This is a genomic window from Allosalinactinospora lopnorensis, assembly GCF_000981225.1.
GTDB classification, from domain to species: domain Bacteria; phylum Actinomycetota; class Actinomycetes; order Streptosporangiales; family Streptosporangiaceae; genus Allosalinactinospora; species Allosalinactinospora lopnorensis.
This window is the reverse complement of sequence record NZ_LAJC01000058.1, coordinates 14,060-39,421: the sequence shown is the minus strand read 5'-3', so window position 1 is coordinate 39,421 and position 25,362 is coordinate 14,060. Positions and strand designations below refer to the sequence as shown.

General features: G+C 69.9%; 15 protein-coding genes. 9 read left to right on the top strand and 6 right to left on the bottom strand.

Annotation, left to right across the window (positions count from 1 at the left end):
• From VS93_RS33480 to VS93_RS30535, 4 genes are all read right to left on the bottom strand, one after another.
• Window positions 1-99 (bottom strand): polyketide synthase docking domain-containing protein (locus tag VS93_RS33480; protein ID WP_394298835.1); only part of this gene is annotated, 99 nt, incomplete at its 3' end.
• A gap of 55 nt (window positions 100-154) precedes the next feature.
• Window positions 155-1,459 (bottom strand): beta-ketoacyl reductase, encoded by a 1,305-nt coding sequence (locus VS93_RS30545; RefSeq protein WP_269082873.1) that lies wholly within the window; start codon window positions 1,457-1,459, stop codon window positions 155-157.
• A 59-nt stretch (window positions 1,460-1,518) separates the two neighbouring features.
• Window positions 1,519-7,032, bottom strand: coding sequence for a type I polyketide synthase (locus tag VS93_RS31920; RefSeq protein ID WP_236700619.1), 5,514 nt, complete (start codon window positions 7,030-7,032; stop codon window positions 1,519-1,521).
• A complete protein-coding gene (locus tag VS93_RS30535) occupies window positions 6,930-8,768 on the bottom strand; it encodes a type I polyketide synthase (RefSeq protein ID WP_201776682.1) in 1,839 nt (612 codons plus the stop codon). The genes VS93_RS31920 and VS93_RS30535 overlap by 103 nt, the downstream gene beginning before the upstream one ends.
• A gap of 1,377 nt (window positions 8,769-10,145) precedes the next feature.
• Between VS93_RS30535 and VS93_RS19310 the strand changes: the two genes are divergently transcribed.
• From VS93_RS19310 to VS93_RS19295, 4 genes are all read left to right on the top strand, one after another.
• A complete protein-coding gene (locus VS93_RS19310; RefSeq protein WP_046471311.1) occupies window positions 10,146-12,032 on the top strand; it encodes an ATP-binding protein in 1,887 nt (628 codons plus the stop codon).
• Between the two features lie 74 nt (window positions 12,033-12,106).
• Window positions 12,107-12,919 (top strand): LuxR family transcriptional regulator, encoded by an 813-nt coding sequence (locus tag VS93_RS19305; protein ID WP_046471310.1) that lies wholly within the window; start codon window positions 12,107-12,109, stop codon window positions 12,917-12,919.
• A gap of 325 nt (window positions 12,920-13,244) precedes the next feature.
• Window positions 13,245-13,508: a hypothetical protein gene (locus tag VS93_RS19300; RefSeq protein WP_156184925.1), complete on the top strand. Its 264-nt coding sequence runs from the start codon at window positions 13,245-13,247 to the stop codon at window positions 13,506-13,508.
• A 300-nt stretch (window positions 13,509-13,808) separates the two neighbouring features.
• The gene (locus tag VS93_RS19295) at window positions 13,809-14,183 is read left to right on the top strand and encodes an RNA-binding S4 domain-containing protein (RefSeq protein ID WP_046471308.1); all 375 of its coding nucleotides are present in this window, start codon (window positions 13,809-13,811) and stop codon (window positions 14,181-14,183) included.
• 154 nt (window positions 14,184-14,337) lie between these two features.
• Here VS93_RS19295 and VS93_RS19290 read toward each other — a convergent pair whose 3' ends face one another.
• Window positions 14,338-15,552: an ROK family transcriptional regulator gene (locus tag VS93_RS19290; protein ID WP_046471307.1), complete on the bottom strand. Its 1,215-nt coding sequence runs from the start codon at window positions 15,550-15,552 to the stop codon at window positions 14,338-14,340.
• A gap of 230 nt (window positions 15,553-15,782) precedes the next feature.
• On the opposite strand from VS93_RS19290, the gene VS93_RS19285 reads away from it, so the two are divergent.
• The 4 genes from VS93_RS19285 to VS93_RS19270 all read left to right on the top strand — a co-directional run bounded on the left by VS93_RS19285 (window position 15,783) and on the right by VS93_RS19270 (window position 20,949).
• A complete protein-coding gene (locus VS93_RS19285) occupies window positions 15,783-17,150 on the top strand; it encodes an extracellular solute-binding protein (protein ID WP_046471306.1) in 1,368 nt (455 codons plus the stop codon).
• A gap of 3 nt (window positions 17,151-17,153) precedes the next feature.
• Complete coding sequence (locus VS93_RS19280) at window positions 17,154-18,110, top strand: carbohydrate ABC transporter permease (protein WP_046471305.1); 957 nt, start codon at window positions 17,154-17,156, stop codon at window positions 18,108-18,110.
• The gene (locus VS93_RS19275) at window positions 18,107-19,009 is read left to right on the top strand and encodes a carbohydrate ABC transporter permease (RefSeq protein WP_082127025.1); all 903 of its coding nucleotides are present in this window, start codon (window positions 18,107-18,109) and stop codon (window positions 19,007-19,009) included. The genes VS93_RS19280 and VS93_RS19275 overlap by 4 nt, the downstream gene beginning before the upstream one ends.
• A gap of 578 nt (window positions 19,010-19,587) precedes the next feature.
• Window positions 19,588-20,949 (top strand): GntP family permease, encoded by a 1,362-nt coding sequence (locus VS93_RS19270; RefSeq protein ID WP_046471304.1) that lies wholly within the window; start codon window positions 19,588-19,590, stop codon window positions 20,947-20,949.
• Between the two features lie 70 nt (window positions 20,950-21,019).
• Here VS93_RS19270 and VS93_RS19265 read toward each other — a convergent pair whose 3' ends face one another.
• Window positions 21,020-22,192 (bottom strand): pyridoxal-phosphate-dependent aminotransferase family protein, encoded by a 1,173-nt coding sequence (locus tag VS93_RS19265; protein ID WP_046471303.1) that lies wholly within the window; start codon window positions 22,190-22,192, stop codon window positions 21,020-21,022.
• A gap of 204 nt (window positions 22,193-22,396) precedes the next feature.
• Between VS93_RS19265 and VS93_RS19260 the strand changes: the two genes are divergently transcribed.
• On the top strand, window positions 22,397-25,351 hold the full coding sequence (locus tag VS93_RS19260; RefSeq protein WP_046471302.1) for an FAD-binding and (Fe-S)-binding domain-containing protein: 2,955 nt from the start codon (window positions 22,397-22,399) through the stop codon (window positions 25,349-25,351).
• The last annotated feature ends 11 nt before the right edge of the window (window positions 25,352-25,362 follow it).

Below are 25,362 nucleotides of genomic sequence, written 5' to 3'. Positions count from 1 at the left end.
CTCCCGGTCCTTCTCCTCCACCTCGCGCAGACGCTGGCGCGCGTGACGCAGGTCGGCGGTCGCTCGCTTGAGGTAGTCGCGGAGCTTGTCCTCATTCATCATCTGACCTCGGCTCTTCACGAAGATGGGGGTCGTCGGAACGTGGGCGTCCCCGTCAGGGCGCCCCGAGTTCGTCGTCCAGGAGATCGAACAGCTCGTCGTCGGAGGCCGACCGGAGGTCGCCGTCATCGACGGCCTCCGTATCGCCGTGGCCCTCGTTCCACTTCGACAACAGGGTCTGCAGGCGCATGGTGATCCGTGCGCGCGCCGTGCTGTCCGGTTCCACCGAGAGCAGCGTGGACTCCAGCCTGTCGAGGTCGCTGAGGGCCGTCGCGCTGGTGGGCGCGCCGCCCAGGGCGAGCTCCTCCAGGAGGTACCTGGCGAGCGCGGCCGGTGTCGGTTGCTCGAAGAGCAGCGTGACCGGCAGCCGCAGCCCGGTCGCGGTGCTCAGTCGGTTGCGCAGTTCCAGTGCGGTGAGCGAGTCGAAGCCGAGTTCGGTGAACGCCCGCTCGACCGTGACCGTCTCGGCCGTGCCGTGTCCCAGCACCGACGCGGCCTCGGCGCAGACCAGTTCCAGGACCGCCCGCTCGCGTTCGCGCTCGGAGCGGTCCGCGAGCCGCCGGAGCAGCGCGCCCTCGCTCCCCGCGGTGGGGTCGACTCCCTGAGCGCTCGGCCGGCCCCGGTCGGGCACGAGCCCGCGCAGCACGGCCGGCAGGATGCCCGCGTCGGCCAGGGTCCGCAGAGCAGGAGCGTTCAGCCGCGCCGACACGGCCACGCCCCCGCCCGTCCGCAGGACGGTGTCGAGCAGCGCCAGCCCTTCGGCCGGCGGCATCGGCGCCAGCCATACCGCCCGCCCAGGCTCCGCGCCGCTCACCGGGTCCGCCGCAGCGCCGGCCTCGCTCCGCGGCCCCCACACCAGGGACGCGCCCGGCAGGCCGTGGGACCGCCGGTGGTCGGCGAGGGCGTCCACGAAGGCGTCGGCCGCCGCGTGGACGCCGTTCCCCGCGTCGCCCGCGAGCCCGGCGGAGGAGGAGAAGGTGACGAAGACCGACAGGTCGAGATGGCGGGTGAGTTCGTGCAGGTGCCACGCGGCGTCCACCTTGGGGCGCAGAGCCCGGTCCACCTGCTCCGGCGCGGGCGAGCCACGGCCCTCGTCCTGCGCGCCGACGGCGTGCACGACCCCGGTGAGGGGGTGCTCCTCCGGGACCGACGCCAGGAGCGCGGCGAGCGCGGCGCGGTCGGCGGCGTCGCAAGCCTGGATGGAGACCTCCGCCCCCAGTCCGGTGAGCTCGACCGCCAGCTCCTTCGCGCCCGTGGCATCGGCTCCGTTGCGGCCGGCGAGCAGCAGGTGCCGCACGCCGTGCTCGTTCACCAGATGCCGTGCGACCAGGGCCCCCAGTGTCCCCGTTCCGCCCGTGATCAGTACTGTGCCCCGCGGATCCAGATCCCGGGCGGGAGCGGCGATCCTGTCGGCTCGGGTCAGGCGGGGCGCGTAGCGTCGTCGCCGCGCACGGCCAGTTGTGGTTCCCGCGCTGTCAGGGCGGCCAGTTCCGGCGACCGCGCGTGGAAGGCCTCGCCCAGGGCCGTGTCGTCGAGGTCGAGCACAGAGACCCGGCCGGGGGCGCGTAACTGCGCCGATCGCGCCAGGCCCCACACGGCCGCGTGGGACAGGCCCGGCACCTCCTCTCCGGGGGTCACCGCGACCGCTCCCCGGGTCACGACCACCAACCGCGACGCGGCGAAGCGCGCGTCCGCCGTCCACTCCTCGATCAGAGTCATGGCGTCGCGGCTGGCCGAGCGCGCCGACGCCGCGGCGTCGCGGCCGGCCTCGGGCGGGCACGCGGCGAACACCACCTCCGGGACGGGCGCTCCGGCGTCGCACGCATCGCCCAGCGCGGCCAAATCCGGGTAGCGGTCGGCCTCCGTGCCCGTTCCGGGTCCGTCGGGGCCGACCACGGTCCACCGGTCCACCGGGTGTTCCGGTGCCGCGCGCACCCGAACCCAGTCCACTCCGAGCCGGGAGCCGGCGGCCGCGGCGCGGCCGCTCTCCAGGTCCGCCTCTGAGGCCGGCCGCACCGCCAGCCGGTCGGCGGACACCACCGGAGCACCGGCGGCGTCGACCGCCAGCAGCGACATCTCCTCCCGGCCGGTCGCGGACAACCGCACCCGGAGCAGTGACGCCTTCACCGCGTGCAGGCGCACCCCGCTCCAGGAGACCGGCAGCCGAACGCGCTCCTCCTCGGCGCGGGCGCTGAGGTACAGCGCGTGCAGGGCGGCGTCCAGCAGAGCGGGGTGCACGCCGAACGCATCGGCGTCGGCGCGGGCCGGCTCGGGCAGTTCCACCTCGGCGAGGACGTCCGGACCGTGCCGCCATGCGGCCCGCAGGCCGCGGAACGCCGGGCCGTACCAGCAACCCTGCTCGGCCATCCACTCGTAGACGCCTTCGACGCCGATCGGTTCCGCCCCCGCTGGAGGCCACTCGCGCACCCCCTCGGGAGGCTGCTGTGTCCCGGTTCCCAGCGTCCCCGCAGCATGGCGCAGCCACGGATCTCCCCCGGTGTTCTCCGGCTGGGAGTGGATACTGAAAGACCTGCGGCCGGAGTCGTCCGGTCCGCCCACCGCGACCTGGAGTCGCACGCCGCCCTGTCCGGGCAGGGCCAGCGGCGACTCGAGAACTAACTCCTCCAGCCGGTCGCACCCCACCGCATCAGCGGCCCGCAGCGCCAGCTCGGTGAACCCGGCCTCCGCGAACAGCACGGTGCCGGCCACCGCGCGGTCGGCCAGCCAGGGGGAGGTCTCCAGGGATATCCGACCGGTGAGCAGCATGCCGCCCTCGCCGGCCAGCTCGACGGCGGCGCCGAGCATCGGGTGGTCGGCGGCCTCCAGGCCCGCCGACGCGACACCGGCCCTGGGGGCCGCACCGGACAGCCAGTAGCGCCGGCGCTGGAACGCATAGGTGGGAAGCTCCACCGGCCGCACCCGCCGTCCGGCGAAGAATCTGCCCCAGTCGACGGTCGCGCCGTGGACGTGGGCCGCGGAGAGCGACCTCAGCAGCCGCTCCCAGCCGCCCTCGTCGCGGCGCAGGGATTCCACCGCGGCGCCCGGCGCGTCGGCGGCGTCGAGGGTCTCGGCGACTCCGGAGGCGAGCACCGGATGCGGGCTGGCTTCGATGAATATCCGGTGTCCGGCATCGGCGAGCGCGCGGACCGCCGGTTCGAACCGCACCGTGTGCCGCAGGTTCCGGTACCAGTAGTCAGCGTCCAGCGGCGTGTGCTCGTCGAGTGCGGCCCCGGTCAGGGTGGAGTAGAACGGGACACCGGGGCGGTGCGGCGTGATGTCGGCCAGCAGTTCCGCGAGCGGATCCCGCAGCACCTCGGTGTGCGGCGTGTGGGAGGCATAGTCCACGTCGATCGCGCGCGCCCGGACGCCCGCGGCCGCGTACTCGGCCACCAGCTCCTGGACGGCCTTCTCCTCACCGGCCACAACGGTCGAGGCGGGACCGTTGACGGCGGCGACGTGCACCCGGCCGTCCCACTCCGCGAGGTGCTCGCGGACCCGGTCCTCGGGGAGCGGCACGGACGCCATCCCGCCCGTTCCGGCCAGAGCCACCACCGCCCGGCCGCGCAGCGCGACCACCTTGGCCGCATCCTCCAACGACAGCGCTCCCGCGACACACGCCGCGGCGATCTCCCCCTGGGAGTGGCCGACCACCGCGTCGGGTTGGACGCCGAGCGTGCGCCACACCTCGGCCAGCGAGACCATGACCGCCCACAGCACCGGCTGGATCACGTCGACGCAGTCCAGCGCCGGAGCGCCCGGAGCCTGCCGCACGACGTCCAGCAGTGACCAGTCGGTGAACGGCGCGAGCGCTTCGGCGCACTCCGCCATCCGTTCGCGGAAGACCCCCGAGGAGTCCAGCAGCTCCACGGCCATGCGGTCCCACTGCGCCCCCTGTCCCGGAAACACGAACACGGTGGCGCCGGCCCCACTGGCACCCGCCCGGACGACGTTCGCGGCCGGCTCTCCGTTCGCGATGGCGGCCAGTCCGTCGAGGAGCCCGGCGCGGTCGTCGGCCAGTACCACGGCGCGGTGGTCCAGTGCCGCGCGCGTCGCGGCCAGCGAGTAGGCGAGGTCGGCGTCATCGAGCTCGGGATGCGCCCGCACGTACGACCGCAGGCGCGCGGCCTGCTCGCGCAGCGCCGCCTCGGTTCCTCCGGACACCGTCCACGGCAGCGTCGCGGACGCGCCGAGAGGGGACCCGGCCGGCTCCGCGGTCGCCGCCATGGCGGGAGGCGCTTCCTCGATGATCATGTGGGCGTTGGTGCCGCTGATACCGAAGGATGAGACCGCGGCCCGGCGCGCCTCGCCCGTCTTCGGCCACGGCACCAGCTCGGTCAGCAGCGCGACGTCTCCCGCGGACCAGTCCACGTACGGTGAGGGCGCATCCACGTGCAGGGTCTGCGGCAGTGTCCCGTGCCGGATGGCCTGGACCATCTTGATCACGCCGCCCACCCCGGCCGCCGCCTGGGTATGGCCGATATTGGACTTCAGCGACCCCAGCCGCAGCGGCCGATCCGCCGACCGGTCCCGCCCGTAGGTCGCCAGCAGCGCCCGGGCCTCGATCGGGTCGCCCAGCCTGGTACCGGTTCCGTGCGCCTCGACGGCGTCCACGCCGGCAGGGGAAAGGCCGGCGTTGGCCAGGGCCTGGCGGATCACCCGCTCCTGCGACGGCCCGCTGGGGGCGGTCAGCCCGTTCGAGGCGCCGTCCTGGTTGACGGCCGAACCGCGGATCGTCGCGAGGACGGGATGGCCGTTGCGCCGGGCATCGGACAGGCGCTCCAGGAGAAGCATCCCCACCCCCTCGGCCCAGGCGGTGCCGTCCGCGGCCGAGGCGAACGGTTTGCACCGGCCGTCGGGGGCGAGTGCCCGTTGCCGGGACAGTTCGACGAACATCCCGGGCGACGCCATTACCGTGGCGCCGCCGGCCAGCGCCAGCGAGCACTCGCCCTGGCGCAATGCCTGGGCCGCCTGGTGCAGGGCCACCAGCGACGACGAGCACGCGGTGTCCAGCGTCACCGCCGGCCCCTCCAGGCCGAAGGTGTAGGCGATCCGGCCCGAAGCGACGCTGCTCGTGCTGCCGGTCAGGAGATACCCGTCGAACCCGTCGGCCGGCTCGTGCAGCCGCGGTCCGTACTCCTGCGGTATCACCCCGGCGAACACCCCTGTAAGGGTGCCGCGCAGCGTGCCCGGGTCGATGCCCGCGCGCTCGGCTGCCTCCCACGATGTCTCCAGCAGCAGCCGCTGCTGCGGATCCATCGCCGCGGCCTCCCGGGGACTGATCCCGAAGAAGCCCGCGTCGAACTCGGCGGCTCCGGAGAGGAACCCGCCCCGGCGCACGTAGCTCGTACCCGGTTCGTCCGGATCCGGGTCGAACAGCTCCTCCAGCCGCCACTCCCGATCCGCGGGGAACTCCGAGGTCGCGTCCGCTCCCTGCTCCACCAGCCGCCACAGGTCCTCCGGGGACTCCGCGCCTCCCGGAAAGCGGCAGCTCATCGCGACGATCGCGATCGGTTCGTCAGCGGCGGAGGCGGCCGCGGGTGCCGTGGCGGTCTCCGCCACGGCACCCGGCAGCTCCGAACGCAGGTACCCGGCGAGCGCGGTCGGGGTCGGGTGATCGAAGGTCAGCGTGCTCGGCAGGCGCAGGCCGGTGGCGGCGCCGAGCCGGTCGCAGAGCTCAACGGCCATGAACGAGTCGAAGCCGAGATCCGTGAACGTCCTGTCCACCTCGACGGCGCCCGGCGACGGGTGACCGAGTACGGCGGCCACGTGGGCGCGCACCAGCGGGAGCGTTTCCCGCTGGTTTCCCTGGGGTTCGGACCGGACACCGGCCGAGGTGGACGGGCCGCACGCCGCGGCCGGAGCGGGAGGCCGACCGGACGGGCGCTCGGTCGCCGCCGGCGGCTCCCCGTTCAGATCGTCCAGCCAGTGGCGTTCGCGCTGGAAGGCGTAGGTCGGCAGGTCCACCTGGCGGGCGCCGCGTTCGGCGAAGAAGGTCTCCCAGTCCGGAGTGGCGCCGCCAGCGTGCAGCAGTCCCAACGCGGTGAGGAGACTGTCGGTCTCGGCCCGGTCGCCGCGCAGCGACGGGATCGCGTCGGCCGCCGCACCACCGGGCAGGCAGTCCCGGGCCATCGCTGAAAGCGCCCCGTCCGGGCCGAGCTCCAGAAAGGTCGAGACGCCCCGGGCGCGCAGTGAGGCGACGCCGTCGGCGAAACGCACGGGTTCCCGCAGGTGCCGCACCCAGTACTCCGGCGAACACACCTCGTCGGCGATGAGCGCACCGGTCACGTTCGACACGATCGGGATGCGCGGTGGACGGAACTCCAGCCCCGCTGCGATGGTGCGGAACTCGTCCTGCACCGCAGGGGAGATGTGCGGGGAGTGGAACGCGTGGCTCACCCGGAGCCGGCGGGTCTTCGCGCCCTGCGAGGCGAAGTGCTCACCGATCGCGGCGACGGCCGTCTCGTCTCCGGAGACAACGGTCGAGACGGGGCCGTTGACCGCGGCGATGGAGACCTGTTCCTCGTGTCCGGCGAGCAGCGGGAGCACATCGGCCTCCGCGGCCTGGACCGCCATCATCGCCCCGCCCGCCGGCAGCCCCTGCATCAGCCGGCCGCGCGCCGCCACCAGCCGCGCCGCGTCGGCGAGGGAGAACACCCCCGCGGCGTGCGCCGCCGCGAGCTCGCCGATGGAGTGGCCGCACAGGTAGCCGGGAGAGATCCCCCACCGCTCCAGGGTCCGGAACAGCGCGACCTCAAGCGCGAACAGCGCCGGCTGGGCGAACTCGGTGCGCTCCAGCAGGGCCGCCTCCGGTGTGTCCGCCGGGGCGAACATCACCTCCCGCAGCGATCGGTCGATGAGGGGGGCCAGATGCGCGCACACGTCGTCGAGGGCGCGGGCGAAGGCCGGACAGGTCTCGTGCAGCTCACGGCCCATGCCCGGACGCTGGCTGCCCTGGCCGGTGAAGAGAAACCCCACCCCGCCCTCCGGCGCGGCGGCTCTCTCGACGACACCCGGCGCCGGGGCCCCTCCGCCACGGCCTGCACGCCGCGCACGAAGTCATCCCGGTCGTGCCCGACCACAACGGCACCGCACTCGAAGCGGCTGCGCGTGGTCGCCAGCGAACAACCCACGTCGACCGGGTCGAAGGTGGGGTTATCGGCCACATGATCCCGCAGCCGGGCGGCCTGCGCCCGCAGCGCGTGCTCGCTCCTGCCCGACAGCACCCACGGCACCGGAAGCGGTGCGCGCTCGGCCGCGGGCGTGTTCCCGGCTCCGGTCGGCTTCTCGCCGCCGCGGGCGGGGTCCGGTTCGCCGAGTACGACGTGGCAGTTGGTCCCGCCCATGCCAAAAGAGCTCACGCCGGCGAGCAGCGGCCGGTCCTCATGGGGCCACGGCCCCAGTTCCCGCTGCACCCGTAGGCGCAGCTCCTCCATTGGTATCCGGGGGTTGGGGGTCTCGAAGTTGAGGCTCGGCACAAGCCGGCGGTGCCTGACGGCCAGCACCGCTTTCAGCAGGCCGACGACGCCGGCCGCGCCCTCCAGATGGCCGACATTGGTCTTGGCTGACCCCACCGGCAGCGGGCGACTCCTCTCCCGCCCGAGCACCGCCCCCAGGGCCGCCGCCTCGATCGGATCCCCGACCTTCGTCCCGGTGCCGTGCAGCTCGACATAGCCGATATCGGCGGGCTCCACTCCGGCGTGGTTACAAGCCCGGCGCAGCACGTCCTCCTGGGCCGCCTGGTTCGGTACGGTCAGCCCCTCACCCGCGCCGTCATTGTTGACGGCGCTCCCGCGGATGACGCAGTGGATCAGATCACCGTCGGCGACGGCGCGTGGCAGCGGTTTGAGCACCACCAAGCCGCCGCCCTCACCGCGCACGAACCCGTTGGCCCGGGCGTCGAACGTGAAGCAGCGCCCATCGGGGGAGAGCCCTCCGAACTTCGCCGCCTCGATCGTGCTCTCCGGGGTGAGCATGAGGTTCACCCCACCCGCGATCGCCAGGCCGGACTCACCCCGGCGCAGGCTCTCACACGCAAGATGCACCGCCACCAGTGAAGAGGACTGGCCTGTGTCCACCACCATGCTGGGCCCATGCACACCAAGAACATGCGACACCCGGTTGGCGATGATGCTCCGGTGCAGGCCGATCATCGCATGGTGGGTGACCGCCCCCTCCCCCCGCCGGCGCAACAGGGTCGCGTAGTCGTCCCAGATCGCACCCGTGAAGACGCCCACCCGGCCGCCTTCCAGCGTCCCCGGGAGGATCCGGGCGTTCTCCAAGGCCTCCCAGGCCAGTTCCAGAACCAGGCGCTGCTGGGGGTCCATGGCGGCGGCTTCGCGGGGAGAGATCCCGAAGAACCCGGCATCGAAGCGCTCGACCTGGCCGAGGAAGCCGCCCCAGCGGATGTTCGCCCTGCCCGGTGCGGACGGATCCGGATCGAACGGCGCCTCCGCCTCCCACCGGTCCGCGGGTGCTTCGGCGATGGCGGCGTTCCCTTCGCGGAGCAGCCGCCAGAACGCGTCCGGGTCCGGCGCATGGGGCAGGCGGCACGACATCCCGACGACGGCGATCGCTTCGTCCCGTGGTGTCCGCGTTCTGCGCGCGTTTGCTCCGGACTCGTCCATCATCACACTCCCGCTGCCCACGACCATCGTGCGGAGGCCCGGCATGACGGCAATCTGGCCCAACGGTCGCGCATGCGGCCACCAGAAGAGGGGGAGGCTCATAACTCCGGAAACCGCAACACCGAGGCAGCCCGTAGGAAGGCCAGTGCCGGGGGAAGCGATGCCGTCACGCCAGGCCCTGCACCGCAACCGTAAACAGCCCCACGGCCAAGGCAGCACCCCTATACCCCCCTAGGCGCCCCCCTCTTGGAGAACCGGTTGGTGTTGTACGTGCGACTGGTACGGGCGCCATCCGGATTTCCGGTGCGGCTCCGGGCAGGCCGCCGCACTTCGTACCAGCGCACACCTCGGCCGGAGGCCTCGCCCCGATGCGGCGGTGGCCTGGCGCGGCACGTCGTCTGGGCCTTTCACCGCCGGCACGGGAAGGGATCGGTCTCGCAGGCGAGACCAGGGCCGTGCGGCACCCTCCCCCCCTACAGACGCACTCATACTTCAAAAACGAATACGAGCATTATTCCCTAACCAGAGTATATTTCCCTTCTTGGGGGCATGGCCGCGGAGTGGCATTAACCTCAACTGCAAACGGCAAAGTAGCCATAAATACGCTACAAGAGTAGAATTCCGAAGAGTGACCACGAGCGAGAGGAGCCCACCCCGCCGACGTATCGCCTACACGCCGTCAGGCCGGTCCACTCGGACAGTACGCCGAGGTCCTCCGGAGCCCCGATCCCTCCACGTGGACCCGCGGGATCGGGCCCCACAGGCCGCCGCCGAATCGCCGGGCGACCTGCCCCGCAGACTGAATTCGCCCTGTCAGCGCCCACCGAACCGCAGCATCCAGGCCGTCCCATGTGCGACAGAAGCGACTCTTGTACGTTTTGCCCCCGCCGGGTGCCCTGGGCTGCCACAATGAACCCTCATCTGGCGTCGAAGGGAACAGGAATGGCACCGAAGACCGGCTTCGAGTCGTATACCCGGCTCCATCGAAAAAGACGCGCGGACTGACAGACCTTCCGTTCGAGGTGCACCCTCCCCTCCACCTCGGACAGCGGCGCACCGCACGCGAGGGTGTCGGCCGCTTGGCCGGGCCCGAGGAAGCTGCGCAGGTCGCCGCCGGAGCCTTCCAAGGGGTGATCGATGCAATGAGACGGCGCCGGATCCGCCCCAAATCAAAAATGTATCCCCCCGCCGCTCGCGCGCTCATGGTCGCCCCCAACGCGGTCGCTTCCGGCCCTCCGGCTCGGGGCCGGCCTCGGGACCGGTCATACTCCACCGCTGCCCGTCCACCTGTCGCATGCACTGATAAACCTGGGGGGCTGCGCTGTGACCGATCGTGATCAGCGGGTTTCCCCTGCCTATCCTTCGCCCCCTTTCAGAGAACCCCGCGCTTCTGTGAAGAATGTAGACGGAAACCCTTTAAGAATGCCCCTGACCGAAAGAGTCGAAGAACGCGACCTACTACTGAACCTCTTCAAAGAGTGCACGGACGGCAAAGGAAGCGCCGTCCTCGTAACCGGAACGGAAGGGTACGGAAAGACCGAGCTTCTGAACAATTTCATCAGCTACGCAGGACAACAGGGCGCCCTTACGCTCCAAGCCACGTGCTCGCCGATAGAAAAAGAAATACCACTCATCGCGATCGGCCAGCTCCTCAATTCGACCGAGACACCCGACGAACTGGCCGACGAAACAGCCGAGTTCCTCAAGCTGCGCAAAGAAACCCTGTCCAACGGCAACACGCATCCGAATTCCATTCAGAAACCGGTCGAGGTAATCGAGGGGTTCCATCGTCTGCTGTCAAGGATCAGCGACCACACTCCCCTGGTCATCGCGGTGGACGACATCCACTATGTCGACATCCCGTCGCTGCAGTGCCTGCTGCACTTCATTCGGCACATGCGGACGTCCAGAACCCTGATCGTTATGACGGAGAGTCCGAGCATAAGCACGGTGCACCCGCTCTTCCATTCCGATCTCCTCAGTCAGCAGCACTGCCACCAGGCCAATCTGCACCCACTCACCAACGACGGCGTCTACACGATAATCACCCGGGAGCTGGGCGATTCCACGGAATTCAAACTTAAGGTAGAATTCGTCCGGGCCTCGGGCGGAAACCCCATTCTGCTGCACGCGCTGATCAAGGACTACCGATCGGCCGGTTCGGGTGCCGACGACAACATCGTCATCGGTCCCTCGTTCCGGCAAGCCGTGACGACGATCCTGCACCGGATCGACCGGTCGCTGATACGGGCGGCGCAAGGATTGGCACTGCTCTCGGAGAGCGACTCCGTCGCGTTACTGGACCGCCTGCTCCGCATCAGCTCGGGAACGGCCAGCCGAGCGCTCCAGACCCTGACCGACATCGGGCTGGTCTCGAACGGCGCCTTCCGCCACCCTCTGGTCGGCGAGGCCCTACTGGACGAGCTTTCCGCGGAAGAGCGGAAGGACATGCACCACCGCGTCGCCCGATTGCTGCATATCCACGGAACGCCCCCCTCCATGGTCGCGGCGCATCTGCTCACCGCCGGCCCCGTCGACGCGCCATGGGCGATACCCGTCCTCCGGGAGGCCAGCGAGCAGGCGCTCGCCGACAATGACCGCGAACTGTCCGTACGCCTACTGAACCTGGCGCACCAGATACACCCGGACAAGGCGGCAGGAGCCTCGATCCGGGCGTTGCTTCTCGAGAACACGTGGGGGCTCGGCTCCAGAACGATCCGAGAGCGCCTCTCGGCTCTGGCCGCCGATCTGCGAGAGGGCTACCTGAACACTCGCCACGCCTTCCTGCTCGCCCGCCACCTCGTGTGGAACGGACAGGCCAACAAGGTCCTCGACGTCCTCGCCTCCCTCCGGAAGCGCGCTGAGAACGGCGATCCGGACGCGGCCGACGAAATCGACGTCATCCGAACGTGGCTCTCCTGCACGCAGCCGCAGATCCTGGGCCAGGGGAGCACCGAGCCCTACCCCCCGCATCCCACGCCGATGCAGGACACCCGCCTACTGGCGCCCACGCTGCTCCGCTCGGCCCTGGACAGCGGTCCACGAGACGTCCCCATCGGTGACGTCGAGCGAACACTGCGGTGCAGCAACCTCACCGAAGAGGGCTGCAGCGTCACTATCAGCGCTCTCCGCTCCCTTATCTACACCGACCGCGTCGACCAGGCGCTGGTCTGGTGCGACCAACTGCTACGGGAGTCCGTCAGGATCGGCCGGCCGGAGTTCGGAGCCTTCTGCGCACCGTTCAGGCAGAGGGACTGGTCCGCCGAGGGGATCTCTGCGGCGCGCACCACAGCGCGCTGGAGAGCATAGCCCTTTTGACCGGCGAGTGCTGGGGGGTGGGAATCGGTTCTCCTTTGTCTGTCCTCGTTCTGACGAAAACCGGAATGGGGGATCACGAGAGCGCCTGGAAATACCTCAACCACCCCGTTCCCCATGAAACATACAACACCTGTTACGGATTGCAGTTTCTGTACGCCCGCGGCCACTACTATCTCGCCACGGGAAAAGCGGAGGACGCGCTCGTCGGTTTCATGTCCTGCGGGGACCTGCTGAGAACGTGGCGGATCGACTGGCCCGGTTTTCTCCCCTGGCGTGCCAGGGCGGCCGAGGCGGAGGCCCGGCTCGGCAACGGGTCCTCGGCCAGGTCCCTCATCGAGGAGCAGCTGTCCTTGCTGGAGAGCGAGCGCACCCGGACCTGGGCCCTTAGCCTGCGTGTCCTTGCGGAGGTCAGCGAGCCGGCCAAGCGGCCCGGCCTGCTCAAGGAGGCATCGCGGATCCTGCACACGTGCGGGGACAACCTGGAGTTGGCGCGTGCTCTGGCCGCGCTCAGTCAGGCGCACCATCTGCTGGGTGACGCACGGCAGGCCAGACTCGTATTTCGGCGGGCTCAGGAGGTCGCGAAAAAGTGCGGGGCCCTTCTCAACGACACGCCGCCGGCCAGCCGGCGTACGCCCCAGCCTCTCAACTCCGAACCGGTCGGCCCGGGTTCCGATCTCATTCTCGAACTCAGTGACGCCGAGCGGAGGGTCGCCTCACTCGCCACCCAGGGGTACAGCAACCGGGAAATCTCCAACCGGCTCTACATCACGACCAGCACGGTCGAACAGCACCTGACACGCGTCTATCGGAAACTCGGTATAAGCGGCAGAAAGGATCTGCCCGTCGATCTCTACTTCGACGGCCTGATCCCCCTGTAGCCCTGTACCGGGCCCGAGCGAGACGGGTCGCGTTCGCGCGCTGCCCGCAGTGGGCCCCGAGCGCGGACCGCGCCGTGCGCGGGAGACCGGTATAGGAGCTCGACCGCGAACGCCGCCGGTCCGCCGCGCCGCGTCGGGACGGTGCGCACCCCTGCTGTGAGGGGACCGCCGCAGAGTACTCTCCATATTGCGTGACCTGCAGAAATACCCGCTATACCGCCGATATACCGCCACTCTCCCCGCCCCCTCCAGAATCAGAGGTATCTGAACTGGAGAACAGGACCTGGAACGCACTCCGGGAATGCCGTTGACAAAGGGAACAGCGATGACTGTATCGACGATGCCCACCACAGCGCCGGACCCGGCCACCAAGCTCACCCCTCAGTCCGTGATAAAGCTACTGCGAGCGGTTTTCCGTTCCGACACATGCTCCGAGACCGAATGGGCCGAGTTCGAGCGGCGTCTTGAGGTGCTCTACCGGAAGGTGGGGCCCGCCGAGTTCGAGCGGCGCATGACCGCCAGGTGGTGGATGGCCTACCAAGAGGCCCGGCTCAGCCTGCTGTCCACGGGGTCGGCGGCCTCCTCCTAGCCGGAACGTCGGCGTTCCCGCGCGGCCGGAGACCGGCTTGCCCGGGCGCGGGCCCGCTGTGTGCGATCGGCGCCCCCGCAGCGCACACAGGCTCGCTCCCGCCCGCCGCTCCGTCCTTCCGGCGGGGAACGGGGCCAAGTCCGGGTGGCAGGAGCGGTCGGGAGCGCGTTACAGTGCGGCGCAAGGGCATGCGCGAGCAATGAACTTCACGCCGACGGACAAGGACCTCAGACCGTGAACGTTCCAGGAGAGGCCGCAGCCCGGCCGGATCCGGCCGGGACGTCCGCGCGGAACCGGGCGTTGCCACCGGGGCTGCCGACCGGCAGGCTGGACCGCTGGCTGTGGGCGGTGCGGCTCACCAAGACCCGTCAGGACGCCGCGCAGGCGTGCCGGGGCGGCCACGTCCGGGTCAACGACCGCCCGGCCAAACCCGCAACGCACGTTCGTGCCGGAGACGTGGTCAAAGTCCGCCTCCACGGCACCACCCGCATCGTCGAGGTCAGTCACGTGATCGAGAAACGGGTCGGCGCGCCCGTCGCCGTACGCTGCTACGTCGACAACACCCCGGCACCGCCGCCCGGGGCGACGGCACCGGTGGCCCGGCGCGAACGCGGAGCCGGCCGCCCGACCAAACGCGAACGGCGGCAGATCGACCGCCTTCGCGGAACGCGCTGACCCGGAGTACGCCCTTCCGCGGCGCACCGGACGAATGACCGCCCCCACTCCCGCGTTCGCGCGCCAGCCGCGGAGCTCACACGCCGGCGGAACACGTTCCCGAAGGCACAGCGCACGTCGGGGGCTCCCTCCGGGCCGCACGAGGAGCGCCCCTCTAGAGGCTGCTCACCCGCGGCGAGTACGTGGTGTACAGCACCAGGGAGGCCGCGCCGATCGCACCGGCGTCATCCCCGATGAGCGATGTCTCCACCCGGACCTTGCGCATGGCGCGGGCGATCGTGCGCTCGTCCCCGGCCTCGCGGAGCGCCTCCTGGTAGATCGGCCCCACATGCGAGATGCCCCACCCGCCGAGGACTATCAGCGGAACGTCGACCACGTTCAGCAGGGACACCGCCGCCTGGCCGAGGCGGGACGCGGCCTCGCGCACGGTCGCGACGGCGATCTCGTCACCGGCTTCGGCGTCGCGGCACAGCCGGTCATAGGACTCGATCGCCATCGCACTGCGCCGGGGGAGGTCGGGGACCGCCTCGCCGCGGCGCCGCGCCGCTTCGGCGACGACAGCGTGCGGGGCGAGGTACAGCTCCAGGCAGCCGCGGCTGCCGCACGGGCAGAGCCGCCCCTGGGCGTCCACCGTGATGTGGCCGACCTCCCCGGCGTTCCAGGATGTCCCGCGGTAGAGCTGGTCACCGAGTACGAGACCGCCTCCTATACCGGTACCGAAGTAGACGAATGCCATGTCGCCGGAGCGCTGATCGCCTCCTGACCAGCGCTCGCCTATGGTGGCGGCGGTGGCGTCGTTGTCGATGATCACCGGCAGGCCGGTGGCGGACTCCAGTTCCTCTTGCAGCGGGACCCGGTGCCATCCCGGAAGGTTCGGCGGCTCCACCACGAAGCCGCCGCCGGCGTCGATCGGTCCGGGGGTCGCGACCCCGAGGCCGAGGATCCGGTCAGCGGGGACCCGCGAGCTCCGAACGGTCCGGCGCACCGTCTCGACCAGCGAATCGATCACGCGTGCGGGTCCGTGCCCCGACGGAGTGCGGCGGTGGCTGCGTTCGATGACCCGTCCGCGCAGATCGGTGACCACCAGGGTGGTGCTGGCCGGGTCGATGTGCATGCCCACGGCGTAGTAGGCGGTGGCGTTCAGGCGCAGCATGGTGGCCCGCTTGCCGCCCCGTGAGGAGCGACGCCCGGCCTCCAGGACGAGCTCCGCCTCAAGCAGGCGCCGAACGATGTTGGAGACGCTCTGCGGTGTCAGCCCCGTCTGCTCGGCGAGCTCCACCCGGCTGATGCTGTCGGCCCGCCGGATCGCGTCGAGCACCCGACTCTGATTCAGGTCACCGAGCCACAGTAGGTTCGTCCCCATGCCCATGCGGCGGCTTCCTTCCTGCCGGTCCCGTTCCCCCTGGTTCCCCCGGGAGCCGCGGACTTTGTCCATTGCCTTTATCCAAGGATTTTAGTAACAATGTGAGACGTGTCACGCAAGTCAGCCACGCCCGCTCACGTGAGCCGGCACCGAGACATGGAGGCGGCCCCACCTGCCGCCGCGACAACATAGCCGTCCGCCGGAACGGCCGGCGGGGAAATACTGAGGGGTCCGTGATGAGGAGAGGGAAACACCATGTCCTGCGCGCAACCGGCGCAGCGGTCGCTCTGACTCTGGTCGCCAGCGGCTGCGGTGACGGCGGAGGCGACCGGGACGCCAACACGGTGCGCGTCGCCTACATGAACCACGGCACCTTCATCGCGATGGACACGCTGATGAAGAAGGTCAAGGAGGAGTTCGAGGCGGACAACCCGGACGTCACCATCGAGCTGAACGCGATCGAGGCGCCCGCCGAGGACTACCAGACCCAGGTCAACCTCATGAACCAGTCGGCCGGCGAGGCGCCGGACATCATCTACCAGGACACCTTCACCATCAACCAGGACGCCGACGCCGGGTACCTGGCCCCGCTGGACGAGTACTTCGACAACTGGGAGGACGCCGAGAACTTCGGCGACCAGGAGCGGGAGGCCGTCACCGCGCTGGACGGCCAGCGGTACGGCGTCATGCTCGGCACGGACGTCCGCGGCCTGTGGTACAACACCGAACTGCTTGAGGAGGCCGGTGTCGACACCCCGTGGGAGCCGGAGAACTGGGACGACATCCTGGAGACGGCACGGGAGGTGCAGTCGGAGCTCGGCGATGACGTCACCCCGCTGAACGTCTACTCCGGCACGCCCGCCGGCGAGATGGCATCGATGCAGGGATTCCAGATGCTGCTCAGCGGCACCGAGGACTGGATCTTCGACGACGAATCCGAACAGTGGGTCACCAGCAGTGCCGGGTTCACCGACTCCCTGGAGTTCATCGAGACCATCTACGACGAAGGGCTCGCGCTCGACCCGCAGGACGCGCTCGACGCCAACATCGGCACGCTGGTCGCTGAGGAGCACATCCCGGCCGGCGAGCTCGCCATCAACCTGGACGGCTCCTGGAACACCCAGAGCTGGATCGAGGAGGCCAACCAGCCCTGGCCCGAGTGGGAGGAGCACATGGAGTTCGTCCCTATGCCCACGCAGAACGGCCAAGGGGACGGAGCGACCAGCATGTCCGGCGGCTGGGCGCTGTCCATGGGCCAGCACGCGACCGACCCCGACCTCGTCTGGGAGGTCATGGCCTACGCGCTCAACCAGGAGCACGCGACCAAGTTCGCCCTTGAGGGCGGGCAGATCCCGGTCCGCGACGACGTCGCCGAGAGCCCCGAGTTCCTGGACGAGGCGCCGCTGGCCGAAGAGTTCACCGAACTCGTCGGCGTCACGAAGTTCCGGCCGGCCTACAGCGACTACCCCCGCGTGTCGCTGGCCATCCAGGAGTCCATGGAGAACGTGATGCTCGGTGAGGCCACGCCCGAGGAGGCGACGGAGCTCTATGCCGAGGAGGTCGAGGGCATCGTCGGTCCCGACAACGTGACCTCGGGTTCGTAGTCGATGTCCGCGACGACGGCCACTCCCCCGCTCACACCGGATCAGCGCCGTCGCAGACCAGTCCGGGCGGGTGGCGGCACCCGCCCGGGCCAGCGCGGTGCGGCCCGATGGATCATCCCCCTGGGGCCCGCCCTGTTCCTGCTGCTGGCCTTCTTCGCCGGCCCGATCCTGTGGACGGTCTGGGCCTCGTTCACCAACGCCGCCCTGACCGGGGCCCAAGCCGCGCAGACGGAGTTCATCGGGCTCGCCAACTTCGAGCGGCTGCTCGCCGACCCGCGGTTCGCCAGCGCGACGATCCTCACGATCGTCTTCCTGCTGGGTTCCGGTGTGGTCGGGCAGACCGTCCTGGGGCTCACTCTCGCGCTGCTGCTGCAGAACCGGCATGCGCTCGTGCGGGGCGCGGTCGGGGTGATCGTGGTGGGCGCGTGGGTGGTGCCCGAGGTGGTCGCCGGCTTCGTCTGGTACGCGTTCCTCGAACGCGAGGGCAGCCTGAACGCCGTACTCGGGTTCGGCGGCGTGGAGTCGCAGAACTGGCTGTTCACGGCTCCGATGCTCGCGGTGATCCTCGCCAACGTCTGGAAGGGCACCGCGTTCTCGATGATGACCTACGCCGCCGGCCTGTCCGAGGTGCCCTCGGACCTCAAGGAGGCGGCCCGGGTGGACGGCGCCTCGGGCTTCCAGGTGCTCTTCCATGTGGTACTGCCGCTCATCCGCCGCACCATCGCCACGACGCTGCTGCTCGTCACGCTGCAGACGGTGCAGGTGTTCACGCTGATCTACGTGATGACCTCCGGCGGTCCGGGCTCACGCAGTACGACGCTGCCCCTGCTGATGTACGAGCAGGCGCTGCAGCTCGGCGACCTCGGGTACGGCACCGCGATCGCGCTGGCGCTGCTGCTGGTCGCGGGGCTCTTCTCCCTGGTGTACGTGCGGATGCTGGGAACGGAGGCGAAGCGATGAGTGCGGTTTCCCAAGCACCCCCTTCCGCAACTGGCCGGCGGGCGGGCGGGCGACGGACGGGCTCGGCGATCACCGCCCCGGGGCGCCTGGCCAGTGCCGGCCTGGTTTACCTGGTGCTCGGCGTATTGGCGCTGCTGTTCCTGGTGCCATCGCTGTGGATGGTGTTCGCCGCCTTCGACACCGAGCCCTCGCTGCGCGCCACCCCGCCGACATCGCTCACCCTGGCGCACTTCGAGGCGGTGCTCACACCGGACATCTTCTACCGGCCGATGTGGAACGGCATCCTGATCTGCGGCGGTGCCGCCGTGGTGACCGTCCTGGCCTCCGTACTGGCGGCCTACCCGCTGTCCCGGTACACCCTGCGGTTCAAGCGTCCGTTCATGTACACGGTGCTGTTCGCCACCGGACTTCCGATCACGGCGATCATGGTGCCGGTCTACGGCATGTTCGTGCAGGCCAACCTGCTGAACTCGCGCGCGGCCACGATGCTGTTCCTGGCCGCCTCCACCCTCCCGTTCGGGATCTGGCTGATGAAGAACTTCATCGACGGGATCCCGATCACACTGGAGGAGGCGGCATGGGTGGACGGCGCCTCGGCGTGGCAGTCGCTGCGGCTGCTCGTCGCGCCGCTGCTGGCACCGGGAATAGCGGTCGTGGGCATCTTCACCCTCGTCATGACCTGGGGGAACTTCTTCGTCCCGTTCATCCTGCTGACGAGCCCGGACAAGATGCCGGCCGCGGTGCGGATCTTCACGTTCTTCGGCCAGTACGGTTCCGTCCGCTACGGCGAGCTCGCCGCGTACTCACTGCTGTACACCCTTCCCGTCGTCGCGCTGTACATAGCCGTCTCGCGCGCGCTGGGCGGCAAATTCAGCTTCGGCGGCGCGATGAAGGGGTGAGACGTCCCGGACCGTCCCGCCGGTGACGAGTGCACCGGCGGGACGGCCATGACGGCGGGGGCTGCCCGCGGTGCGCCGCCCGGAACCCGTCCGTGCGAGGCCCGCCACCGGCGCCCCGCACACCGGGAAGGCGCGGACCGATGTCTGCACCGCTACCGGCCGCGCCCCGTTCAGGCCATCGCTACGGGACCGTGCGACGAGCGCGTTCACGGCTTCCCGGGAGCACCGTACCGCCGCCGTACCGACGGCTCGCGCAACGGGCGCGGAGCCGTCCGGACGGCGTTCCCGTCCTCACGCGAGCACCCCGTGTGTTCCAGCTCATAACAAGGGTTGACGCAGGCCACACTCGCATTTTAGTGTTTCATGATATGAACTAAATATTCCATTATATGGAATATAACTGGCGCTCTATCCCCGACCCACCCCGCCTTCGGGGCCTCACTCCCGCGGTCCCTACTGCTCTGGTGCGATCCCCCGTCTGCGCCCTGCAGTTCCCGCGAGCCGCGGAAGGCTCGCACGCTGAAGACCGGTCGACCGGCGCGGGTCCGTACCACGTAGCCCCGCGAGAGGACCGGACCGTGGAAGAAACGATCACGAACAGTCCAGTGGTCGCGCTGAGTGGATTCGTCGCCGTAATCGTCGTTCTGCTCTTCCTGATAGCCAGGTACAAGTGGCATGTCTTCATCGCCCTGCTGCTGCCGATCGTCCTGTTGGGATTCGTCCCCACGATCGATCGCACCGTCTTCATCGAGGCCTTCGAAACGGGGTTCGGCGGCACGATCCAGTCGATCGCCGTCGTCATCGTCCTCGGGACGCTGATCGCCGAGGCCCTGCGCAACACCGGTGCGGTGGAGCGCATCACCCGCTCGATGCTGCGCCTGGTGGGTAAACGGAACATGCCACTGGCACTGACGCTCGCGGGCTTCATCGTCGGGTTGGCGGTCTTCTCCGACATCGGCTACATCATCCTGAACCCGCTGGTCCACGTGGCCGCCCTGGAAACCGGGGCCACCATGGGGGTCATGGCCACGGGCCTGGTCGGCTCCATGCAGCTGACCCACGCGATCGTGCCGCCGACACCAGGGCCCCTCGCCGCGGCGGCGGTGGTCGATGCCGATATCGGGCTGATCATCCTCTACGGTTCCATCGTCACGTTGTTCGGCTCGGTGATGGGGTGGCTGTTCGCGAAGATCGCCGGACCGCGGGTCACGTCCCCGCCCTCCGAGGAATACCGCGGCCAGACACTTGAGGACGAGAGCCGGCAACTCCCGACGCTCGGCTGGTCCTACGCGCCGATCCTCGTTCCCCTGTTCCTGATCGGCGGCAGCAGCCTCGCCGACTTCACCCTGGAGGAGGGGAACCCGGTACACGACCTGGCCATGTTCATCGGCTGGCCGGTGTTCGCCCTGGGCATCGGCGTGCTGCTTGCCTACTTCGTGGCCTGGCGGACCAACAGCGCCGAGGACTCCAGCAGCCTGCGCGACACCTGGGTGGAGAACGCCCTGCGGATGTCGGCGATGGTCATCATGGTCACCGGGCTGGGCGGCGCGCTCAGCGAGCTGCTGAAGGCGACCCCCGCGGTCGACGTCATCGCCGAGAACACGCTGGACATCGGCATCCCGTCGATCTTCCTGCCGTTCATCCTGGGCGTCATGGCCAACATGATCACCGGTTCCACGACGGTGGGAGTGATCACCGCGGCCTCGCTCACCGCTCCCATGCTCACCACGCTCGGCCTCTCTCCCGAGGCGGCGATGCTTTCCGCGGCGTGCGGGTCGGTGATCATCAAGTACGTCAACTCCAGCTACTTCTGGGTCTGCACCTCCCTCTCAGGAATGCCGCTGCGCTCGGCACTGGTCTCCTACGGAGGCGTGACCCTGGTCGGCGGCGTCTTCTCCATGGTCGCCGTGACGACCCTCTGGGGCTTCGGCGCGATCTAGCTGTTCTGTCCGGTGGGGCCGGGGCCTCCTTCTTCCCGGTCCCACCGGCACGGTTATCCGAGCCGCGCCGCTACCTCCGCATGCCGGCGGTGTCGGCGAGGTACTCGGCGGCGGCGGCGACGCCCGGGCTGTAGGGAACCTTGGCGAGGCGCAGCCCTGCCTCGATACCGCCGAGCGTTCCGAGCAGCGCGGGATCGTTGAAGTGGCCCAGGTGCCCGATCCGGAAGACGCGCCCGCTCAGCTTGGACAGGCCGGCGCCGAGCGAGATGTCGAAGTGCTCCAGGATGGCCGCGCGCAGCTCGTCCGCGTCATGGCCCTCGGGCATCATGACCGCGGTGAGCACCGGACTGTGCTCCTCGGGTACCCGGCACAGCACGTCGAGTCCCCATGAGGCCGCGGCCGTCCGGGCGGCCTCGGCGTGCCGGCGGTGCCGGGCGAAGACGCTGTCCAGGCCTTCCTCGTGCAGCATCTCGACGGCCTCGCGCAACCCGTAGAGCAGGTTGGTGGCCGGGGTGTAGGGGAAGAACCCGCCGGTGTTGGCCTCAAGCATCGGCTCCCAGTTCCAGTAGGAGCGGCGCAGCCCGGCGGTCCGCGAGGCGCGCAGCGCCTTGGCGCTGATGGCGTTGAAGGACAGGCCGGGCGGCAGCATCAGCCCTTTCTGCGAGCAGCCGACCGTGACGTCGACGCCCCACTCGTCGTGCCGGTAGTCCACCGAGCCGAGCGAGGAGATGGTGTCGACGAGCAGCAGCGCGGGGTGCCCGGCGCGGTCCATCGCGGCGCGGACCTCGGGCACTCGGCTGGTGACCCCGGTGGAGGTCTCGTTGTGCACCACGGCGACCGCCTTGATCCGGTGGTCGCCGTCAGCGCGGAGCCGCTCCTCGACGACCGCCGGGTCCACTCCGCTGCGCCAGTCGCCGGGGACGAACGAGACCTCGATCCCCAGCTCGCGGGCGACCCCCGCCCACAGGGTCCCGAAGTGGCCGGTCTCGAACATCAGGACCTGGTCCCCCGGCGACAGCGTGTTCACCAGGGCGGCCTCCCAGGCCCCCGTGCCGGACGAGGGGTAGATGACCGCATCGGACTCTGTGCGCACAACGGTCTTCAGGCTGTCGACGGCCTCGCGCCCCAGCCGGGCGAACTCGGGGCCGCGGTGGTCGATCGTCGGGTAGCTGATGGCGCGCAGCACCCGGTCGGGGACGTTGGTGGGGCCGGGAATCTGCAGGAAGTGGCGGCCACTCGACATGACACTCCAATTAATTTCGTATTATGAAAACTTTCTGCCGTTTAATGGAAGTTTTTTGCGCCTTTCCCCCGCCTGTCAAGGTGCGCAGCACCCTCGTCGGTATCGCACGCTGCACTTTCGTATTACAAACTATTGATCTTGCTATACGGAAGTGCCTAGGGTCGGAGCGACCTCGGAGGCGAGCGGGAGGAGTGGAGAATCGCCGTGGCCGACCACCTGCAGCAGAAGGCGCCGGAACGCGGACACAGCGATGACCTGGAGGCGGAACTGCGCCAAGCGGTCAGCGGTGACGTGCGGTTCGACGCCTACACCCGCCACATGTTCGCCACGGACGCCAGCATGTACCAGATCACGCCGCTCGGCGTGGTCTCTCCCCGCGATACCGACGACGTCGTCGCGGTCATGGAGACCGCGCGCCGCCTCGGCGTGCCCGTGCTTCCCCGGGGCGCGGGGACCAGCCACTGCGGGCAGACCGTCGGCGAAGCGGTCGTCCTCGACTTCTCCCGGCACATGAACCGCGTGCTGGAGGTCTCCCCCGAAGAGGGGCGGGCGCGTGTGCAACCCGGGCTGGTCCAGGACGAACTGAACCGGGCGGCGGCCCCACACGGCCTGTTCTTCGCACCCGACACCTCGACCAGCAACCGGGCGACCCTCGGCGGGATGATCGGCAACAACTCGTGCGGCTCCCGTTCGGCCGCCTACGGAATGACGATCGACCACGTGCATTCACTGCAGACCGTACTCGCCGACGGCGCCCGTGCCCGGCTGGGGGCCGCGGACACCGGACTCGTCGAGGCCAAAGCGGCACAGAGCGACCTGGAAGGACGCATCTACCGCGAGCTTCCCGGACTGGTGGAGCGCAGCCGGGCGGCCGTCGAGGCCTGCCCGCAGACATTCTGGCGCCGCGCGGGCGGCTACCGCCTGGACCGCATGGTCGACGGGCCCCTCGACCTCGCCTCGTTCGCCGTGGGCTCCGAGGGCACGCTGTGCCTGGTGACCGAAGCCGAGGTCGCGTTGACCCGCAAACCCACCGCCACCGTAATGGTGGTCGGCCACTTCGCCTCCACCACCGAGGCCATCGCGGCCACTGATGACGCCATGGCCGCCGGCGGAGCGGCCATCGAGCTCGTCGACTCCTTCATCCTGGACCTGGCCCAGCGCTCACCGGAGCACGGCCACCTGGTGCGTCGGCTGGAAGGCGAACCCGCCGCGCTGCTGTTCGTGGAGTTCTACGCCGACCAGCCCGCCGAGGCGGAGGCCGGAGCGGTGCGGCTGGAGAAACTGTGGCGTGCCAACGGGCACGGCTACACCGCGGCCCGCGCCTCGACCCCGGCGCAGCAGCAGCACTTCCGGGCGCTGCGCAAGGCCGGGCTGGGCCTGCTCATGGCGGCGGGAAAGCCCTCGGAGCGCTCCATCGCCTTCGTCGAGGACACCGCGGTCCCTCCCGAACATCTCGCCGATTACACAACGCGGTTCACCGAGGTCCTCGAACGGCACGGACTGCGCGCCGGATTCTACGGGCACGCCTCGGCCGGCTGCCTCCACGTGCGCCCCTTCATGGACCTCAGCCGACCCGAGCAGGTGACCACGATGCGCGCGGTCGCCGAGGAGATCTGTGATCTCGCGCTCTCGTTCGGCGGAGTGAACTCCAGCGAGCACGGCGACGGCCTGGCCCGCAGCGAGTTCAACGAGAAGATCTTCGGCCCGGAGCTCTACGCGGCGATGCGCGGGGCCAAGGCGCTGTTCGACCCCGAGCGTCTACTCAACCCCGGCAAGGTCGTCGACGCTCCTCCGATGACGGAGAACCTGCGGACCCCCCAGCTTCCCGTCGCCTCCGCTGTGCCGACGCACTTCGACTTCGACCGCCACGGCGGCATGCGCGGGGCGGCCGACCAGTGCATGCGCATCGGTGCCTGCCGCAAGCCGGCCGGGTCCGGCGGCACCATGTGCCCGTCGTTCATGGCCACCCAGGAGGAGGAGCACTCCACACGCGGACGCGCCAACGCGCTGGTCAAGGCGCTATCCGCGCATGACCCCCGTGCCGCACTGGCCGATGAGCGCGTCAACGAGGTCCTGGACCTGTGCCTGGAGTGCAAGGCCTGCAAGCGCGAGTGCCCGATGTCGGTCGACATGGCGATCTTCAAGAGCGAGTCGCTGTCGGCCTACTACACCGAACACGGGACACCGCTGCGGGCGCGGGTCTTCGGCGGGATCCGGCGGCTCAACGCCTTGGGATCGTGGACGGCCCCGTTGTCGAACCTTCCCGGGCGCCTCGCCCTCCTGCGCGCGCTCATGCAGCGTGTCGTGGGAATCGACCGCAGGCGGCCGCTGCCGACCTTCCGTCGCGACAACCTCATCCGCTGGTTCCGGGGCCGCACACCGAAGGAAACGGCACAGCCGGCCGACGAGGTGGTCTTCCTCGCGGACTCCTTCACCAGCTTCACAGAACCGCACATCGGCAAGGCGGCCATCGAACTGCTGGAGCACGCAGGATGGCGGGTGCGGATGGAGCCGGACCTGTGCTGCGGGCGCGCCCAGATCTCCAAAGGGCTGCTCGACGACGCGAAGAAGAACGCGGACCGGCTCGTGGAGCGGCTCGCCGGCGACGCCGAGCGCGGAGTCGCCGTCGTAGGGTGCGAACCCTCGTGCGTGGCCACCCTGCGCGACGAGCACCCGCAGCTCCTCAGGGACGAGCGCGCGGCCGTCGTGGGCGACCGGGCCCGGCTGGTGGAGGACCTGCTCGCCGACGCGCTCGACGACGGGCGGCTCCGCGTCCGCGAAGGCGCGGAAACCGATGAGTCCGCCGCGGAACTGTTGTTCCACGGCCACTGCCACCAGAAGGCCGTCACCGGAACCGAGACGAGCATGCGGTTGCTGCGCCACCTGCCGGGGGTCGAGGTCCGCGAACTCGACGCCGGCTGCTGCGGCATGGCCGGCTCGTTCGGGTTCGAGGCCGAGCACTACGACCTGTCCATGACCATCGGCGGGCAGCGGCTCTTCCCGGCCATCACCTCGGCCCCCGACGCGGCCGTCTGCGCGACAGGGGTGTCGTGCCGCCAGCAGATCGCGCACGGCACCGGCCGGCGGGCACGGCACCCGGTCGAACTCCTGCACGAGGCCGTCTTCGGTCCGCACGAACGCAGCGGCCCAACAGGGTAGCCCGCCGCCCT